Genomic DNA, 18,017 nt, shown 5'->3' with positions numbered 1-18,017 from the left:
CTTTATTGACATCCGTCATAAATAAATATCGCCTGCGGGATGCGCCGCCGCTTGAAAAGCCGGGGACGACAGGGAGATGAGCCGGCCGGTCGCCTGTACGGGAAACGATGTGCCGCCGCCCGCTCCGGCGGGCCGAAAGGCGCGAATGAAATAGCAAGAAAATGGGAAAAATTATTCTGACCGGCGACCGCCCCACGGGACGCCTCCACTTGGGACACTACGTAGGTTCGCTGAAGCGGCGTGTCGAACTGCAAAACTCCGGTGAGTTCGACCGCATCTACATCATGATCGCCGACGCGCAGGCGCTCACCGACAACGCGGACAACCCGGAAAAGGTGCGGCGAAACATCATCGAAGTGGCTCTGGACTACCTCTCGTGCGGGATCGATCCGACACGGAGCACCATCTTCATTCAGTCCCAGATTCCGGAGTTGTGCGAACTGTCGTTCTATTATATGAACCTGGTGACCGTCTCGCGTCTGCAACGGAATCCGACGGTGAAGACCGAGATCAAGATGCGCAACTTCGAGGCGAACATTCCGGTGGGTTTCTTCACCTATCCGATCAGCCAGGCGGCGGACATCACGGCTTTCCGCGCCACGACCGTTCCGGTGGGCGAGGATCAGGAGCCGATGATCGAACAGACGCGCGAGATCGTGCGGCGGTTCAACTCGATTTACGGGCCGGCGTTGGTGGAGCCGGAGATTCTGCTGCCGGAGAACGCGGCCTGCCTGCGGCTGCCGGGGACGGACGGCAAGGCGAAGATGAGCAAGTCGCTCGGCAACTGCATCTACCTCTCCGACAGTGCCGAAGAGGTGGCCAAACGGGTCAAGACCATGTTCACCGACCCGGGGCACCTGCGGGTCGAAGACCCGGGGAAGGTCGAGGGGAATACCGTATTCACCTACCTCGACGCTTTCTGCCGACCGGAACATTTTGCCGCTTACCTGCCGGAATATGCCGGTCTCGACGAGCTCAAAGCGCACTACCGGCGGGGCGGACTGGGCGATGTCAAGGTCAAACGGCTGCTCAATGCGGTGCTGGAGGAGACGCTGGAGCCGATCCGCGCCCGGCGCAAGGAGTACGAGCAGGACATTCCGGAGGTCTACCGCATGCTGAAGCGGGGCAGCGAGGCGGCTCGCGAAGCGGCGGCAGCTACATTGGCCGATGTGCGGCGGGCGATGCGCATCGACTACTTCGACGACGAGGCTCTGATTGCGCAACAGGCGCAGGAGTATCGCTAAATCTATCGGGAAAGATTCAATCCTTCGTACCATGATGACGAAACGCATACTCTCGATCATATGGCTGAGCTGTGCGACGACGGTCGCCGGGGCTCAGGGGACGGCGGTGACGCTGGATGCGTGCCGGCGGGCGGCTGTCGAACGGTCGCCGCTGAGCGCCCGCCAGACGCTCGTCGGCGAGAAACGGAAGGCGCAAGACCGGGCGACTTCGTCAAGCCTGCTGCCGCAGTTGGAGATTCAGGCACAGGGCAGCTACCAGAACGAGGTGCCGAAGTTGCCGACGGACTTTCCGCTGCCGGTGACGATGGATCTGCCGAAGGATCAATACCGGGCCACGGTGGAGCTGAATCAGGTGATCTACGCCGGACACAGCGTGCGGAACACCAAGCGTCTCCATGCGGCGACGGCGGAGGTCGAGACGGCATCGTTGGCCGTAGAGCTCGACCGGCTGCGCGACCGGATCAATCGCACCTATATCGGTATTCTGCTCACGGAAAAGCAGTTGGAGGTCAACCGACTGATGCGCGAGACGCTGGAGTCGAACCTCCGGGCGGTGACGGCCCGGATGGAACAGGGGATGGCGACGGGAGCGGAACAGGCATCGCTGGCGGCGCGGATGCTGGAGTTGAACCAGGAGCGAATCGCGCTGAGCGGCGAGCGGGCCAAATACATCACGGCATTGACGGAATTGACGGGGATGGAGATCACGGAGCGGACGTATTTCGAGATACCGCCGGTTCCGACAGAGGGGATTCCGGACGGAGAGGCGGCACCGTTTAAGAAACGTTCGGAGATGAAGCTCTACACCAAACAACGCAACCTTCTGGAGGCACAAAACCGGATGTCGAACAGCCGGTCGAATCCTCAGTTATCGCTCTTTGCGAGCGGGGGGTACGGACGTCCGGGGTACGACCTCTTCGACCGGAATTTCGCCCCGATGGCGATCGGCGGATTGCGGTTCCGGCTGCCGCTGACGAGCTGGGACGCTACGCAAAAAGAGAAGAAAATCAATCGGGTGGCCGGTCGGGACATCGACCAGCAACAACGCGATTTCGAACGCAACGTTTCGATCGAGGCGGCGCAATATCGGGTGCAAATCGAGCGGTTGCAGGAGACGATACAACTCGACCCGACGCTCGTCGAGGCCCGAAAGGTGGTTCGCGAACAGGCCCAGGCGCAGTTCGAGCAGGGGGTGATTACGGCGACGGAGTACCTGACGGAGTTCAACAACGAGGCGGCGGCGCGGATCAGCGCCGAGGTGAACGCCTTGCGGCTGGTCGAGGCGTGGATCGCTTACCAGGCGGTGCGGGGGATTTATAACTGACACGAATTCAAGCAGAAGACTATGCAAAGCATCTTTTCGAACCGAATTTTAGCGACCGCAGTCCTGTCGGCGGTCGTGGCGAGCGGGCTGACAGCTTGTCAGCGGGAGCCGGAGCCGGACGCTTACGGCAATTTCGAAACCGTGGAGGTGATCGTTTCGGCGGATTGCAACGGCAAGCTGCTGGAGTTCAACCTCGAAGAGGGGAGCCGAGTGCATCGGGGCGAAATCGTCGGATGGGTGGATACGACACAATTGGTCTTGCAGCGGAATCAGTTGCAGGGCGAAATCGCGGTACTGCGGGCCCAGCTGCCGGAACGGGAGAAACAGTTGGACGTGGTGCGCGAACGGTTGGCCAAGGTGCAACGCGAGCTGGCACGCTACACGGCGCTGGCCGAGAAGGACGCTTCGACGTGGCAGCAGGTGGACAACCTGCATTACGACGCGGAAATCCTTCAGAAACAATTGGATGCGGAGCGTTCGACGCTGGACATCCAGACCCGGACGCTGCTGGCGCGGATGGAGCCGCTCCGGCAACAGATTCTCCAGGTGCAGGATCGGATCGACAACGCTTACGTGGTGAATCCGATTGCGGGGCGAGTGCTGGCGAAGTATGCCGAGCGGTACGAGCTGGCGACGATCGGCAAGCCGCTCTACAAGGTGGCGAATCTGGACACGATGATTCTGCGGGCGTATATCGAGGAGCCGCAGTTGGCTGCGATTCGGCTGGGGCAGGAGGTGACGGTGCAGGTGGACAGCGTTTATGTAAAAAACGGCTTCCGGATGCCGGGTCGGATCGGCTGGATTGCGGATCAGGCGGAATTTACGCCCAAAGTGATCCAGACTCGCAGCGAGCGGGCCAATCTGGTCTATGCGTTGAAGATTTACGTCCCGAATCGGGACGGTGTGTTGAAAATCGGCATGCCGGCGGAAGTTTATTTCGACCCGCATACTCTGGCAGCGCAGGAATAATATTGTCAAACGACTGTGCGCCCCTGGCTACCGCCTCAGTGCTTCGGGCGGATCGGGTGGCGTCAGCAACAACGGGTTCAGCTACTCGTCGTCAGTGAGCGAAAACGATGGAATGTACTTCGGTTTCAGCATGACGGGCCTCCTGCCCAGCAGCACGTTCAATCGCGCTCACGGTTTTCAGTTGCGTTGCCTCTCGGAATAAACGGGACAGTCCTCACCCAACGCATCACAATAGCCGCACCGTCTTCGCATCTTCCCGCAGCCGCATCGCATCGAAATCGACGCCCGTCAGCAGCACCGCCCCCGGACGCTTCCCCGGTTCGAAACTGCCGATCTCATCACCGAACCTCAACGCCCGCGCGCCGTTCAGCGTCGCCCACTGCAACACCGCCGCCAAGGGCAACGCCGGATTGTGCGCACACAGCCACTTCATCTCCTCGACCATCGACAGCGACCGGTTCGACGACAGACTGTCCGTCCCCAGTGCCACCCGCGCACCCGCTTCGTATAACATCTGCGCAGGCGGAAAATCGGCATCGATGTAGTAGTTCGACCGCGGACAGAGCACGAACGTCACATCTTCGAAATACCCCATAATCAGCTCCATATCCTGCCGCCGCATCTGCGTGTTATGGATCAGGATCAAGTGCGCCTCCCGCGGCAACGACCCGACGAGCCGTTCGGCATGTCCCCCATAAGCCAGGAAATCCGGCTCCCGGCCCGCCGAAGCGGAGACCAGTTCGAAAATCCCCCCCTTGCGATCGAAAAAATCGACCTCGGCGGGCGTCTCCATAAAGTGGATCGACATCAACGGCGAATCCGCCGCCCGTTTGAACAGTCTGTCCGACATGAAATAGGTGGAGTGCTGCGTCGGCGTCACCGGCAGCCCGGCCCAATCGGCAGCCGCCACCACCGGATCCACCGAACGACGATAGAAAGCCTCCGCCTCGTCGTCCGCCGGCAGGCCGAAAAATTCGGCAAACGTATGGTACCGCGTCCTCCCCTCCGTCTTGGCCTTGACTTTAGCTGGAAAAGAGGTCGTGTCGTTGCTGATATCCCCCACCGCCTGAATCCCCTCGCGCCACATCGACAAATCCTCTTCGATCGCCCGCTCCTCCTGCTTCTCGCGCGAAAAGTCGTTCCGCCGCGAAACCACATTCCGAATAAATTCCACCATCCCCACCTGTGCCGGAATGGCCCCCTTGAAACAGGAGAGTTCCAGGTGGCAATGGGCATTGGTCATCCCCGGAATCAGAATGCCGTTGTGGTACTCCGTCTGCGGCAGCGAGTCGATCCGGTCGCACGACTCCACGCCGAGCACCGTCCCGTCCGCCGCGAAGCGAACCACTCCGTTGCGCAGCAGCATTCCGTCAGAGTCGAGGAGGTACGGAGCCGCTACGCTTCGCCAAACTGTCGAGGTACTGTTTTTCATAATATTCCTCCAAATCGGACGGGAATCCGGTCAGCCGTTCGAGCCACGCCGCCCGCGCCTGAACCACCGGCAGCACATAGGTCAGCCGGACTCCGGTCAAATAACATGTATCGGGCCGCTGGTCTTTCCGCAAGGTCTCCGAAATCGAGACGGTCAGCCGTTCGACCCCCGTCGCCACCCGGATCTCGCCCTCATACGGAACCGTATCTTTCGCCACCGGCAGCCAGAAGGTGTTTTCCGCCGCATCCCCGTCCCGCGAAACGCGGCGCGCACGAACGGATTTCGTATAAGACCGGGCATGCGAACCCGTCGAATACCTGAAACTCAGCCGATAGAGCCCTCTCGGTACCACCGAATCGCCCTTCTCGGAACGTTGCGCATAGACGAACCGATAGCCGTCGAGCTTCCCCCGCAACACCGTATCGCTGCGGAAAACCGTGTCGGAGGTCATCTGCTGGGCGATCGAGTCCAGGTGCAGCTGATGTTTGTAACGCGCCTCGGCCACCACGCTGATCGCCTTGATGTCGGCGGCCACTTCGCCCAGGATATTGGTCAGCGGATTGCTCTTCCGCATGGCCATCTCGCGAACGGTGAAGCGGAAGTCCTCCAGCGTATAGCCGTACTGCCCCAGCACCTCGCTGTACATATCGAGCGAGTCGAGCGGCCGGAAACGCCGTTCGTCGCGATCCTGCTGGATGATCGACTGTCCGATGAGCGTCTCGCGGATGATCGCCCGCATCTCCTGCTCAGGAATCGCCCGCGGCCCGCGGTGACAAGCCGCTGCGGCCCACAACGCCACTGCTATGAGAATATATTTTTTCATTTTCGTCCGATAACGCCTGCGGCCGTCGCCGCACCGATGGCCGTCCCCAGCAACAAGACGCCGAACCCGACCGCCGCCAAATCCGCCGCCTCGATCCGCACGGGATAGGCCTCCATGAGGAACGCCTCGCCGGCCATCCGGATGAGCCCCCACCGCTGTTGCGCGAGCGCAAACCCGACTCCGAGCGCCAGCCCCAGCTCTACCCCCACGGCCGTAATCCACGCCCCCTCCCACGTAAACACCCGCCGCAACAGCCCCGGCGTGCCTCCCATGGCGAGCAGCATCTCCCGGTCGCGCTCCTTGTCGGCCGCCAGCATGACGACCGTCCCCACCAGGCTCAAAGCCGCGATCAACACGACGAACATCAACAGCAGATAGATGATCCACTTCTCCTGCGTCACCATGCGGTAGACGGTCTCTTTCTGTTGGAAACGGGTTTTCACGTCGAAATCGTCTCCCGCCACTGCCGCCACCGCCCGCTGTCCCCGCTCGGGCGAGATCCCCTCCGCGAGCCGAATCTCCAGCGAAGTCCCGCGCCCCTCGCCGATTCCGGTCAGCCGCCGCGCCAAAGCGATCGGCACAAACAGATAACGCGAGTCGGTCTGCTCGTCCAAAGCATAAATCCCCGCCGGTCGAAGCGCGGCAGTGCGATAGAGCGACACCGGCAGGAACGAAGCGGTCGCACCGCCGCGTCCCGGCCGGATGGCATAGACCTGCACGGGCTCGATCAGTCCCCCCGACAAACCCAACGCATAGGCCACTCCCTGTCCGAAGACCCCCTCGTCGAGGCCGCCGTGCTGCAACCGGTATTGCCCCTGCACCAAGCGCCGCTCGATCGGTATCACCTCGTGGTAGAGGCTGTCCACGCCGCGCATCGCCGCAATCCACTGCCGTCCGCCATGGGTCAGCAGGACGTTCTGCTCCGCCACGACACTGACGGCTGCCACCTCAGGCAGAGGCTCGATCCGCGCCCGCAAGGCTTCGGCGTCGAATCCGCTCCCCGTCCGCGGCGTCACGCGCAGTTCGGCGTCGAACTCGCTGTACATCTCCCGGATAAAGTCGCTCAGCCCGTTGTGGAACGAGAGAATCACGACCAGCGCCATCACCGGAACGGCCACAGCCACAACGCTCACTCCAGCGATCAGGTTGATGACGGAGTGGGATTTTCGGCAGAAGAGGTGCCGGCGGGCGATGAATGACGAGAGCATATCCGGTGCAAAGATAAAGGTATTTTCAGCGTCTCCGTCTCCGGGTTAGTGGGCGTCGAGCCAGCTGACGCCCGCGTCGGCTTCGACCAGCAGCGGCACCGACAGCTCCGCCGCTCCGGCCATCGCTTCGGTCAGCAGGGCGGTCACCGCCGTCACCTCGCCCTGAGGCACCTCCAACACCAGTTCGTCGTGCACCTGAAGGACGATCCGCGCTCCGCTCCCCCGCTCCCGCAACAGCCGATCGACGTCGATCATCGCCATCTTCATAATATCGGCCGCGCTCCCCTGAATCGGGGCGTTGATGGCGTTTCGCTCCGCCAGGGAGCGGGTCACGGCATTCCCCGACCGGATGTCCGGCAGATACCGCCGCCGACCGAAGATCGTCTCGACATATCCCTGCTCGCGCGCCTCAGCCACCACACGATCCATATACTCTTTGACCCCCGGATAATGGGTGAAGTAACCGTCGATCAACTCCTTCGCCTCGCCGCGCGGAATCCGCAGCCGCGTCGCCAGCCCGAAGGCCGAGATGCCGTAGATGATCCCGAAGTTGGCCGTCTTGGCGCGCCGACGCTGTTCGCGGGTCACCTCCTCCGGCGCAACGCCGAAGACCCGGGCCGCCGTCGCCGTATGAATGTCCTCGCCGTCGAGAAAGGCCTGCCGCAAGGCCGCATCCCCCGACAGATGCGCCATAATGCGCAGCTCGACCTGCGAATAGTCCGCCGAGACGATCACATGGCCGTGGTCGGGCGCCGTAAAGGCCTTCCGAATCTCGCGCCCGACGGCGTCGCGGATCGGAATGTTCTGCAAGTTGGGATTCGTGGAGCTCAACCGCCCGGTGGCGGTCACCGCCTGGTTGAACGAGGTGTGTATCCGTCCGGTCTGCGGGTCGATCAGCTGCGGCAACGCCTCGATGTAGGTCGAAAGCAGCTTCTTCAGCCCCCTGTATTCCAAGATCTTCTCGATCACGGGATGGTTCGCCGACAGCGACTGGAGGTACTCTTCGTCCGTCCGGTACTGTCCCGTCTTGGTGCGCTTCGGTTTCGGGTCGATCTTCAGTCCCTCGAACAAAGCGTCGCCCAACTGTTTGGCGGAATTAACATTCAAATCGGGCACGCCGGTCGTCTCGCGAATCCCGGCCTCCAACTGCGCCGCCTCGACGGTCAGCACCGCTCCGGACTCGCCCAGAATGTGCCGATCCACAAAGACTCCGGCAAACTCCATCCGCGCCAGCACCGGGATCAGGGGAGCCTCGATCCGACAGTACAGACCGGTCTGGCCCGTCTCCTCCAGCAGGGGCCACAACTTTTCGAAGAGCTGCCACGTGACGTCGGCATCTTCGGCCGCATACTCCGCCACCCGAACCGGATCGGCGAACAACATGGAGGTCTGCTTCGCCCCCTTGCCGATCAGGGTCTCGATCGGTACGGGATCGTACCCGAGGAATCGCCGCGCGAGAAAATCCATCCCGTGCCGCGCCTCGGGATCGAGCAGGTAGTGGATAATCATGGTGTCGTACAGCGTCCCGCGGACTTCGATCCCGGCGGCGTGCATCAGGACGAGCATATCGAACTTGATGTTTTGTCCGATTTTGCCGATCCGGTCGTTTTCGAACACGGGTTTCAGAGCGGCCAGCACCTGTGCCCGCCGCTCCGCATCGGGCGTGGGTATCCAGAAAGCCTCGTGGGCGGCGACCGAAAACGAAAGCCCCACGAGTTCCGAGCGCAAAGGCTCGATCCCCGAGGTTTCGGTGTCGAAACAGAACTTTTCCGACCGGCCGAGCAGAGCCACGAGTTCCGCCAACTGTTCCTCGGTCTCGACGATATGATAGGTATGTTCGGTCGTGGCCAATGTCTGCAAGCCGTCGGAAGCGGCCAATGCCGCCTCGTCGGCCTCTGTAGGGGTCGGCGGCACGACCATCTCGGCCAAAGGCGAGACCGCCGCCGCAGTATCGGTTTCCGGCACGGAGTCGAAGAGAGACATCTGGCCGCCGAGTTGCGAATAGGGTTTCGGTTTGCCGGGCTTCTGTTTGCTGAGCGACGGCAGGGTCTGGGCATGCAGTGCGCTGCTGTGAAAGAGCCGGCTGTCGACGTCGCGCAACAGGAGGTTGAAGTTATGCTCGATATAGATGCTCCGCAGCGCGGCATAGTCAGGCTCTTCGAGCTGCAAGGCGGTCGGATCGAACTCGATCGGGACGTCGAGCCGAATGGTGGCGAGCACTCTGGAGAGTCGCAATTGCTCCTGATTTTCCAGCACGGCGGCCCGCAGTTTCGGGGTCAGTTCATCGGCGTGCGCGATCAGGTTCTCGACGTCGCCCCACTGGGCGACCAGTTTCCGTGCCCCCTTCTCGCCCACCCCCGGCACACCGGGAATATTGTCGGAGGCGTCGCCCCACAAGGCCAGAATGTCGATCACCTGTTGCGGATCGGCGATACCGTAGTTCTCGCACACTTTGTCCAACCCGACGATGTCGATCCCTTCGCCCCCCTTCGCGGGTTTGTACATGCTGACGTTCTGTTTGATCAGCTGGCCGTAGTCTTTGTCGGGGGTGACCATGAATACGTCGTACTCGCCGCAGCAGGAGGCTTTGTGGGACAAGGTGCCGATCACGTCGTCGGCTTCATAACCGGCCACCTCCAGAATGGGGATCCGCATGGCCTCCAGAATCGCTTTGATGTGCGGCACGGCGGCGATGATATCTTCCGGCGTGGCATCCCGGTTGGCCTTATAGAGGGGGTAGAGATCGCGCCGGAAAGAGCCTCCCGGCGGGTCGAAAGCGACGCCGAGGTATTTCGGCTGCTCGCGGACGATCAGTTCGTTGAGGAATTTGGCGAAGCCGAAAATGGCGGAGGTGTTCAGCCCCTGTGCATTGCGCATGGGCCGGTTGATAAAGGCGTAGTGGAAACGGAAGATCAGGGCGTAGGCGTCGATCAGGAAGAGTTTCTCCATCGTGCTGGTTTACGGTTTATCGGGAATTATCCTCTGCCCGCCAGGTGGCATGCGATTTTTCGGTTTCGTAGAGTCTCAGCTCGGCGAGCTGCACGCCGCGGGGCAGCTCTGCGGCGATCTGGCCGGCGAACCGGATGAGCATCTGTTCGCAGGTGGGCTGGTAATCGACCAGATAGACGCGCTCCCACTTCTCCCGCACTTGTTCGAGCAACCGCAGGTTCTCGGGGGTCTGTCGCAGCACGAGGGCGTGGTCGTAAGGCTCGACGACGAGCCGGTTGACGATGCGTTTCAGGTCGCCGAAGTCCATCACCATGCCGTATTTCGGATTCTGAGGGTCGTCGCAGGGTGTCCCGGACACGGTGACGAAGAGTTTATAGGAGTGGCCGTGCAGGTGTCGGCACAATCCGTCGTAACCTTCGAGGGCGTGGGCCATCTCGAACGAAAATTCCCGTGTCAATCGTATCGTCGTCATATTTTGCTATTGATAACCCGTTCGGTTTACCGTGTCTACCCGCAGGGAACCGTACCTTTTCTGAAGAGCCGAGCAGCGTTACTTGAGCAGAGACCGCTTGCGGGCTATGCCGAGTTAGCGCGAGGAAGCCTTCGGGCAAAAGGTACCCAAAAGACTTTTAGTTAGCTACGCTACTCCTTAGGCTCCGCAGTCCTCAGTCTCTGCGATTGCTTTTGGGTCGGGGTTGTAAGCGCGCAATAAGGTTTAGCTCGCATTAGCGCGCTACAACTCCCGACCCAAAGTAGAGTCCGAGATCTGGGCCGCCGGCAGCTTTAGGATGCGAAGCATCCTCGTAAAGTTTTTCTGGTTCTCTTTGTTCACAAAGAGAACAGTACCCTCCTGGACAAAGACAGATAAATGAACGGTTAAAATCACTGCGGTCGTTCCGAACGGATAAAGAGCCGCAGAGCCAGTCCCACCAACAAGACCGCCATTCCCCCCAATATCCCCAGCGGCAAGACCATATCCGCCACCGGTTGTCCTTTGAGCATCAAGCCCTTGACCCCCTCGATAAACCACGTCGCCGGCACACACCGACAGACCCATTGCAACACCAGCGGCATGTTGGCGATCGGAAAGATGAAGCCCGACAGCAACACCGTCGGCAGGAAAAGCCCCAGCAACGAGCCCGTGAGCGCCGACTGCTGCGTCTTCACCAGCGACGAGATCAGCACCCCCAGTCCGATCGCCGCCAGAATGAACAGACCGCACAACAACGCCACCCCCCATCCGCTTCCGTAGCACGGCATGTCGAACACCCAAATCCCCAGACACATAATCATCCCCGTATTGATCGCCGTCAGCAGAAAATAAGGCACCACCTTCCCCAGCACGATCGTCCGGCCTCGCAGCGGCGACACCGTCAGCATCCGGAGCGTTCCCGTCTCCTTCTCGCGCGCCAGCGTCACCGACGTCATCATCGCCGCCACGATCATCACGATCAGCGCAATGACCCCCGGCACGAACATATAGGCCGACTTCAGTTCCGGATTATACATCATCCGCACGTTCGTCCGAACAGCAAACCCCGCCTCAGCACCACCCGCAGCCGCAGCGTTGAGCTCCGCATTCAAATCCGCGACGATCGCCGTCGCATAGCCGATCACCGTGGTCGCCATGTTCACATCCGACGCATCCGTCACCAGCTGCACCGTCGTCCCTCCGTACCGCCGCGCATCCGGGCCGAAACCCGGCGGAATCACCACCACCATCTTCACCACCCCCCGCCGGAACACCTCGTCTATCTCCCCGTCCCTCCGCACCTCGGCCACTACCCGAAACCGATCCGCCGCCTGCAATTTATCGACCAGCCTCCGGGCCAGCGGATCGCCCTGCGACCTATCCAACACCGCCACGGGCGTATGGTCGATGTCGGTCGAGATGACATACCCGAAAAGCAGCACCAACGCCAGCGGAATGACGAACAACATGACCAGCGTCCTGCGCTCGCGCAGGATGTGACGCCACTCTTTGGCCACGAAACTCCAGAAAACGCCGTTCGTCATCGCCGTCGGGTCAATTTTTCAAACAAATCATCCATATCCGTCGCCCCGTGCTCCCGCATCAACACCGCAGGACGATCCAGCGCCTTCATCTCGCCGTCCGCCATAATGAGCGTCCGGTCGCAATAGAGCGCCTCGTCCAGATAGTGCGTCGTCACCAGCACCGTCGTCCCCTCGCCCGCCGCATCGAGGATCAGTTCCCAGAACCGTCGCCGTTCCAACGGATCCACGCCGCCCGTCGGTTCGTCCAGAAAGAGCACCTCGGGCCGGTGGAGCATCGCTGCCGCCAGCGCTGTCTTCTGTTTCCACCCCGGCGGCAAACCGCGCACCGGCAGGCGCCGCAACTCCTCCATCCCGAGTCCCGTACAAAGTTCGTCCATTCTGTCCCGCAACACCCGTGGTCCAAGACCGTAGATCGCGCCGAACAGTTGCAAGTTCTCGCCCACCGTCAGATCGTCATAGAGCGAGAAGCGTTGGCTCATGTATCCGATCCGCCGTTTCACCCGCTCCGGTTCCCGCACGGCGTCATATCCTGCCACAACGGCTCGTCCCGACGTGGGCTGCAACAGCCCGCACAGCATCCGAATGGCCGTCGTCTTCCCCGCTCCATTAGCTCCCAGAAAACCGAACACTTCGCCCCGCGCGACGTCGAACGAGAGGTCGTCCACCGCCGTGAAGTCGCCGAAACGGCGCGTCAGATTTTCCGCTATGATGGTTCTTTGCTCCATGTGTTTACCATGCCTCCTCCGCCTCTTCCTCCCCGTCGCTCTCCGACAGCGACGTGAGCCGGATAAAAAGGTCTTCGACCGTCGGCACGATCACCTTTACCGAAATCCGCTCCGCCTCGATCCCCTGAGCCCGCAGATAGCTCGCCACCGTCTCGCTCCGCAGCCCCGGCAACGGCACGTTCAGGTGGATTCGGTCTCCGAACGAGTAACAGCCGCCCGACAGCGACCAGCCGCGCAGCAATTGCAACAGCCGCGCATTCAGCGCCCGATCTCCCCCGTCGATTTCGTAAAGCGTTCCGCGATAGTGTGCAGCCACCTCCCCCGGCGCCAATTCGTCGAGCACAATGCCCTCGTGCAGCAACGTGATCCGGTCGCACCGCGCCGCCTCGTCCATGTACGAAGTCGAGACCAGAATCGTCTTCCGCCCCTCCTCCGCCAGCGTGCGCAGCGCCTCCCAAAACTCGCGTCGCGACACCGGATCGACTCCGGTCGTCGGTTCGTCGAGCATCAGCACCTCCGGGTCGTGCACCATGGCGCAGCAGAGCGCCAGTTTCTGCTTCATCCCTCCCGACAGCTGTGCCGCCGGGCGTCTGTCGAACGGCTCCAGCTGCCGCCAGATGTCGCCTATCGATCCTTCGATATCACCCGCCGACCGTCCGTAGATACGGGCGAAAAAGTTCAGGTTCTCGCGCACCGAGAGGTCGCCGTACAGCGAAAAGTTCGACGGCATATAGCCCACCGTCCGCCGCACCGCCCGCCACTCCGACCGGATGTCGTATCCCCCCACCGTCGCCTCGCCCTCGTCCGGCCGCACGAGGGTTACCAAAATGTCGAACAGCGTGCTCTTCCCCGCTCCGTCGGCGCCGATCAGGCCGTGGATCGTCCCCCGTTCGACCCGCAGCGACACCTCTTCCAAGGCGACCGTCTCGTCGCCCCAAGTTTTCGATATGTCGCGTGCCTCGATCATGGTACAGGTAAAGCCTATTTCTCCGATTTCGCCGCCGGTCGGGCCAACGGATCCCGCCGACTCTTGGTCACCACAAAATCTTTCAGGTAATAAGGCTCATAATAAGCCACATCGGCGAAATCGCCGGCCCGATAAGCCTCCTCGGCCAGTGCCACCAGCCCGCGGGCCGACGACGCGATCCGCACGAAAGTCGCCGCGGGCAACAGCTCGGCACACTTCTGCGCCCCGTTCCCGAACACCAGCAGTTCGCGCCCCGCCGCGAGAATGTCGGCAAAGCTCTCTTCGGTCAGGATATGCGCCCCCGTCTCGCCCAGCGGCCGCAACCCGGTGTCGAACAGCCGGGTATAGACCTCCATCCGCCGGGCGTCGATCATCGGAGCGAGCACCGCCGTCTCGGGCCGTTCGATCCGCACGATCCCCGCGCGGGACTCCTCCATCGCAATCGAGGCCAAGGCCTGCAACGAGTCCACGGCAATCAGCGGCCGCCCCAACGCATAACAGATCCCTTTAGCCGTCGAAACGCCGATCCGGAGCCCGGTATACGACCCGGGCCCGCCGCCTACGGCCACGGCATCCAGTTCGTCGGCGTCCATGTCGTTCCCGCGGAGCACCTCTTCGATGTACAAGGCCAGATTGTTGGCATGCGCCCGCCCCTCGCCGCTGCTCTCGCGCAACGAGATCATCTCGCCGTCCTTGGCCAGGGCCACCGAACAGACCTCCGTCCCGGTCTCGATGGATAGAATCAGTGCCATATAACTATATATCTTTCAATCAGATTCCGCACTACTTATCCGCCACCGCGTCCGCCGCCAGCGAAGCGGTCGTCCGCACCGTCATCCCGTCGTTCAGTTTTTTAGAGATGGCCAGGAAAGGCGCACTCACCACCCAAACCGCCGTATCCAGCCCCTCGGCCTCCACTTCGATGAACTGGCGATCCTGAATGCCCGTCTTCACCGGCTTCATCCGCACACACGAGCTGTCTGTTTCATAAAGGAACAGCACCTCTCCCGCCTGAGCGCGCGAGGTGACCGCCTGGATCGGCACCGACAACGCCCGCCGTGTCTCCGTCCGGATATCCACCGAAGCGGACATCCCCGGCCGGAACGGCGATCCGCCACTCTCCGGTACCAGATCGGCATACGACTCCGGAAGGATATAAATCCGCACCTCGAAATTGGTGGCTTGTCCCGAAGCCGCCGTTCCCGTAGCCGTGTTGGCAATCCGGGTCACGATCCCGCGGAACTGCCGCCCCAGATAGGCATCCACCTCGACCACCGCCGTATCGCCCAATTCGACCCGCACGATGTCGTTTTCGTTCACATCGGCGCGCACCTCCATCTGCGACAAGTCTGCGATCCGGAGCATCTCCGTCCCGGCCATCGTCGCCGTCCCCACGACCCGCTCGCCGAGCTCGACGTTCAGCTTGGAGACCGTCCCGCCGCTCGGCGCAAAAATCGTGGTCTTATACAGATTCTCTGCCGCCTCCTTGAGCGAAGCCTCGGCGCTCCGGATGTTGAACTCAGCCGTCCTCACCTGCGCCTGAAGGGCACGATACTGCGCTTCGGCGTTCTGGAAGTCGGCTTCCGAAATCGCCTTTTGGGCGAACAGCTGCCGCTGCCGTTCATAGGTCTGTTCGGCCAGCGCCAGTTGGGCCCGAATCTGCTCTAATTGCGCCTTCGAAGAGTTGAGCGTGGCTTCGGCCCGCTCCTGCATCGACTGATAGGTGTCCGGCTTGATCTTCAGCAAGAGCCTCCCTTTTTCGATCCGCTGTCCCTCTTCGACGTTCAGTTCCACGATTTCACCCGATACGTCGGGCGAAATTTTGACTTCGGTCACCGGCTGCACACGGCCGTTGGCCGAGATCAACTCGACAATCGTCCGCACCTCCGGCCGCTCGACGGTCACCGCCTCGGGCAGAGGCCGCCCCCACCATCCGCTCTGTTTGCCGACTATCCAGAAGACGAGCACCAACAACAATCCGCCCCAAATAATCAGTCTCCGTTTGCGTTTGTTTTTCTTCGCCATATCGTCTGTTTCGTTTTATCGTTTTCGCTCTGTGCTCCGCCGTCGTTACAGGGTTATCTCGACGCCGCGGTAGAAATCCAGAATCTTCATTTTGAAAATATAGTCGTACCGGGCCTGCAACATCAAGGACTGGGCCTCCGCCAGATTATTCTGGGCCACGTTGTAGTCCACCGCCGTCGCCGCCCCGGCATCGAATTTCTGTTCCGTATTTCTGAACGCCTCGGCGTTCGAAGTCACACTGCTCTCCGCCGAGAGGTAGCGTTCCCACGCCCCTCTGGCATCGCTCCAGGCCTGTTGAATCTCTTTGTAGAGCTGATTCTCGGCCTGTTTGACGGCCAAATCGGCGTTCCGCAGCCCGATTTTCGCTTTCCGCACGTTGTTCCGCACGTTCAGCCCGCCGAAGATCGGCACCGACAGGCTGAACTGCAACGCCGACGAGGCGTTGTCGTCCAACTGTTCGAAAAAGGGATATTTCGTATAGTACGGCGTCCCGTCTGCCCCCAGCTGCGGTTTGAGACGGGCGTCCGACCAGCTGCTTCCGTAGCTGGCGCCGAAGCTCAGCGAGGGATAGTACCGTGCCCGAGCCAACGCCACATCCTGTTCGGCCATTTTCCGCTGCCATTTGACGACTTCGATGCGCGGCAGCTTCAAGGCCATGCCGTAAATTTCGCCGACTTCGCGCAGTTGTTGGCCGTCCATCTCAGCCGCCAACACGGCGCTGTCGGGCACCGCTACTTCGAAATCGGGCACGTCGCGCAGCTCCAGCAGCTGGGTCAAGGTCAGCACGGAGTTGACCCGCTGGTTCCGATAGTTCACGAGATTATACTGCTCGGCCGCCAGCTGCGCCTCAAGCTCCAGCCGATTGCCGATCGGCAGGGAACCGGCCTCGACCAATTGGGTCGTCCGTTCGATCTGCCGTTCGAGGATGGCCACGCGGTTCTCCGAAACGGCGACCTGCTCTCTGTTATAGAGCACTTGCAGATAAGCCGCCGCCACGGCGATCGTAATTTCGTCCTTGATCCGTTCGACCTCCTGCACCGAAGCGGCCAGACTGAATTCCGCCCGCCGCAGGTTGTGCAATTTCTGCATCCCGGCGAACAGATTGGTACTCAACGACAAACTCCCGCTGGCGTTCTGCACGGTCTGCCCCGAGACGTAGTTATAGGTGGTCGGGTCGAGCGACCGGCCGAACGAGGCGTTGTACCCGATCCCGGCGTTCAGGTTAGGCAGGTAGTTGAGTTTGGTTTGCAGGTGATCGACGCGGGCTCCCTCGACGAGATTCCATCCCTGTCTCACCTGGAGGTTGTGCTCCACGGCATAGCGGATACACTGGGCAATATCCCACGTTTCTCCGCCGAACACGGGCGTCGCCCCGAGCATCGCTCCGGCAACTACCACAACCATTCGGCAACGAATTTTCATCTTCCGATAACGATTATAATTACGCAAGATAGGCATTTTTATCGTTCCTGCGGTACAAAAAGCGGATTTCGACGGAAAATCCGCCCCGGGCTACCGCAGTTCGGGCTCGGGCGTGCTGGGCGGCAATGGGCTGGAGGGGTCTCTCTGGTCAATTGCGGCGAGTGGGACTAACGGCATATTCCTGCCTTTCTACACGCAGAGCCTCTACCCCAGCGGCGTGCACTATCGCGCCATCGATTTTCTGTTGCGGTGCCTCTCGGAATGAACGCGTCCACAGGGTGTTTTACTGACAGCCTCTACCTACTTTTGAGTTGAATTCTGCGGTTCGAAGAACCGCCCGGGCCGGAGCCACCCCAAGCGTAGGCCTGCAACTTCGCAATGCTCGTTTCCGGCCACGCTGACTCCGACCCGTATCATTCACGCTCTTGGATGAAGTGGGCTGGACGCCCAAGAGGTACGGTAACTCTCGATGCGTGAACGGCGTGTTGCGGGCCTCCCATGAGGAGCGTCCGGCCCGCGCGGCTCTACGAACCGAAACAGCACTGCTTCATTCGTCGCCCCATTTTGTAGGTCTCGGGCTGCGTGCTCCGAGGGTGGGCCGAATGGCCCGGCGCGCAGGCCCGGCGACCCTTTGGGTCGCAAGAGCAACGCATCTTTCTTTCAGGTTCGTCCTCGGCGCACCTCCCACGCGCCGGTACCTTCGGGCTCTCCGATTGGGCAGCCTCTACCCCAATAAGAGAACGGCGATTCCTCTCGAATCGCACTACTCGCTCTTTTTTAAGCAGTTCGTCGCCAACGGTGAGTGCAACGAGCCTCGTCGAGTTGCAGTCCACCGCGTGGGGTGGCGGCGAACTGCGCGGCTCTGCGAGCCGCAGAAGATTGACCCAAAGCACAGCCCAAAGTTCATCCCACT

15 protein-coding genes are annotated in these 18,017 nt (G+C 61.3%); 4 read left to right on the top strand and 11 right to left on the bottom strand.

All coding sequences use genetic code 11. The features are described from left to right. Positions 1 to 161 precede the first annotated feature (161 nt). Genes trpS through QZ302_RS03620 form a run of 3 tightly spaced genes read left to right on the top strand, consistent with a single transcriptional unit; the run spans position 162 to position 3,537 of the window. Positions 162 to 1,244, top strand: coding sequence for a tryptophan--tRNA ligase (gene trpS, locus QZ302_RS03630; RefSeq protein ID WP_294592600.1), 1,083 nt, complete (start codon positions 162 to 164; stop codon positions 1,242 to 1,244). Positions 1,245 to 1,278: 34 nt separating this feature from the next. Continuing rightward, a complete protein-coding gene (locus tag QZ302_RS03625) occupies positions 1,279 to 2,568 on the top strand; it encodes a TolC family protein (protein WP_294592596.1) in 1,290 nt (429 codons plus the stop codon). Between the two features lie 21 nt (positions 2,569 to 2,589). After that, complete coding sequence (locus QZ302_RS03620; RefSeq protein WP_294592593.1) at positions 2,590 to 3,537, top strand: HlyD family efflux transporter periplasmic adaptor subunit; 948 nt, start codon at positions 2,590 to 2,592, stop codon at positions 3,535 to 3,537. A 226-nt stretch (positions 3,538 to 3,763) separates the two neighbouring features. Here QZ302_RS03620 and QZ302_RS03615 read toward each other — a convergent pair whose 3' ends face one another. The 11 genes from QZ302_RS03615 to QZ302_RS03565 all read right to left on the bottom strand — a co-directional run bounded on the left by QZ302_RS03615 (position 3,764) and on the right by QZ302_RS03565 (position 17,086). Further along, on the bottom strand, positions 3,764 to 4,969 hold the full coding sequence (locus tag QZ302_RS03615) for an amidohydrolase family protein (RefSeq protein ID WP_294592591.1): 1,206 nt from the start codon (positions 4,967 to 4,969) through the stop codon (positions 3,764 to 3,766). Next, the gene (locus QZ302_RS03610) at positions 4,908 to 5,792 is read right to left on the bottom strand and encodes a hypothetical protein (protein WP_294592589.1); all 885 of its coding nucleotides are present in this window, start codon (positions 5,790 to 5,792) and stop codon (positions 4,908 to 4,910) included. Before QZ302_RS03610 ends, QZ302_RS03615 begins: the two co-directional genes overlap by 62 nt. Further along, complete coding sequence (locus tag QZ302_RS03605) at positions 5,789 to 7,000, bottom strand: ABC transporter permease (protein WP_294592587.1); 1,212 nt, start codon at positions 6,998 to 7,000, stop codon at positions 5,789 to 5,791. The genes QZ302_RS03610 and QZ302_RS03605 overlap by 4 nt, the downstream gene beginning before the upstream one ends. A 45-nt stretch (positions 7,001 to 7,045) precedes the next feature. After that, positions 7,046 to 9,949 (bottom strand): DNA polymerase I, encoded by a 2,904-nt coding sequence (gene polA, locus QZ302_RS03600; RefSeq protein WP_294592584.1) that lies wholly within the window; start codon positions 9,947 to 9,949, stop codon positions 7,046 to 7,048. Positions 9,950 to 9,965: 16 nt separating this feature from the next. Then, the gene (locus tag QZ302_RS03595; protein WP_294592581.1) at positions 9,966 to 10,421 is read right to left on the bottom strand and encodes a 6-carboxytetrahydropterin synthase; all 456 of its coding nucleotides are present in this window, start codon (positions 10,419 to 10,421) and stop codon (positions 9,966 to 9,968) included. A gap of 410 nt (positions 10,422 to 10,831) precedes the next feature. Beyond that, positions 10,832 to 11,965, bottom strand: a complete 1,134-nt coding sequence (locus tag QZ302_RS03590) for an ABC transporter permease (RefSeq protein ID WP_294592579.1) — start codon at positions 11,963 to 11,965, stop codon at positions 10,832 to 10,834. Next, the gene (locus QZ302_RS03585; RefSeq protein WP_294592577.1) at positions 11,962 to 12,690 is read right to left on the bottom strand and encodes an ABC transporter ATP-binding protein; all 729 of its coding nucleotides are present in this window, start codon (positions 12,688 to 12,690) and stop codon (positions 11,962 to 11,964) included. The genes QZ302_RS03590 and QZ302_RS03585 overlap by 4 nt, the downstream gene beginning before the upstream one ends. Before the next feature lie 4 nt (positions 12,691 to 12,694). Next, positions 12,695 to 13,657 (bottom strand): ABC transporter ATP-binding protein, encoded by a 963-nt coding sequence (locus tag QZ302_RS03580; RefSeq protein ID WP_294592575.1) that lies wholly within the window; start codon positions 13,655 to 13,657, stop codon positions 12,695 to 12,697. 14 nt (positions 13,658 to 13,671) lie between these two features. After that, on the bottom strand, positions 13,672 to 14,409 hold the full coding sequence (tsaB, locus tag QZ302_RS03575; protein ID WP_294592573.1) for a tRNA (adenosine(37)-N6)-threonylcarbamoyltransferase complex dimerization subunit type 1 TsaB: 738 nt from the start codon (positions 14,407 to 14,409) through the stop codon (positions 13,672 to 13,674). Positions 14,410 to 14,440: 31 nt separating this feature from the next. Next, a complete protein-coding gene (locus QZ302_RS03570; RefSeq protein ID WP_294592571.1) occupies positions 14,441 to 15,682 on the bottom strand; it encodes an efflux RND transporter periplasmic adaptor subunit in 1,242 nt (413 codons plus the stop codon). Between the two features lie 45 nt (positions 15,683 to 15,727). Further along, positions 15,728 to 17,086 carry a TolC family protein gene (locus tag QZ302_RS03565; protein WP_294592569.1) on the bottom strand — a complete coding sequence of 453 codons (1,359 nt, stop codon included), beginning with the start codon at positions 17,084 to 17,086 and terminating at the stop codon, positions 15,728 to 15,730. Positions 17,087 to 17,216: 130 nt separating this feature from the next. Between QZ302_RS03565 and QZ302_RS03560 the strand changes: the two genes are divergently transcribed. Beyond that, complete coding sequence (locus QZ302_RS03560) at positions 17,217 to 17,369, top strand: hypothetical protein (protein WP_294592568.1); 153 nt, start codon at positions 17,217 to 17,219, stop codon at positions 17,367 to 17,369. Positions 17,370 to 18,017 lie beyond the last annotated feature (648 nt).

It is taken from the genome of uncultured Rikenella sp., from assembly GCF_910579375.1.
Classification (GTDB): domain Bacteria; phylum Bacteroidota; class Bacteroidia; order Bacteroidales; family Rikenellaceae; genus Rikenella.
This window is presented reverse-complemented; position numbering and strand designations above follow the sequence as displayed.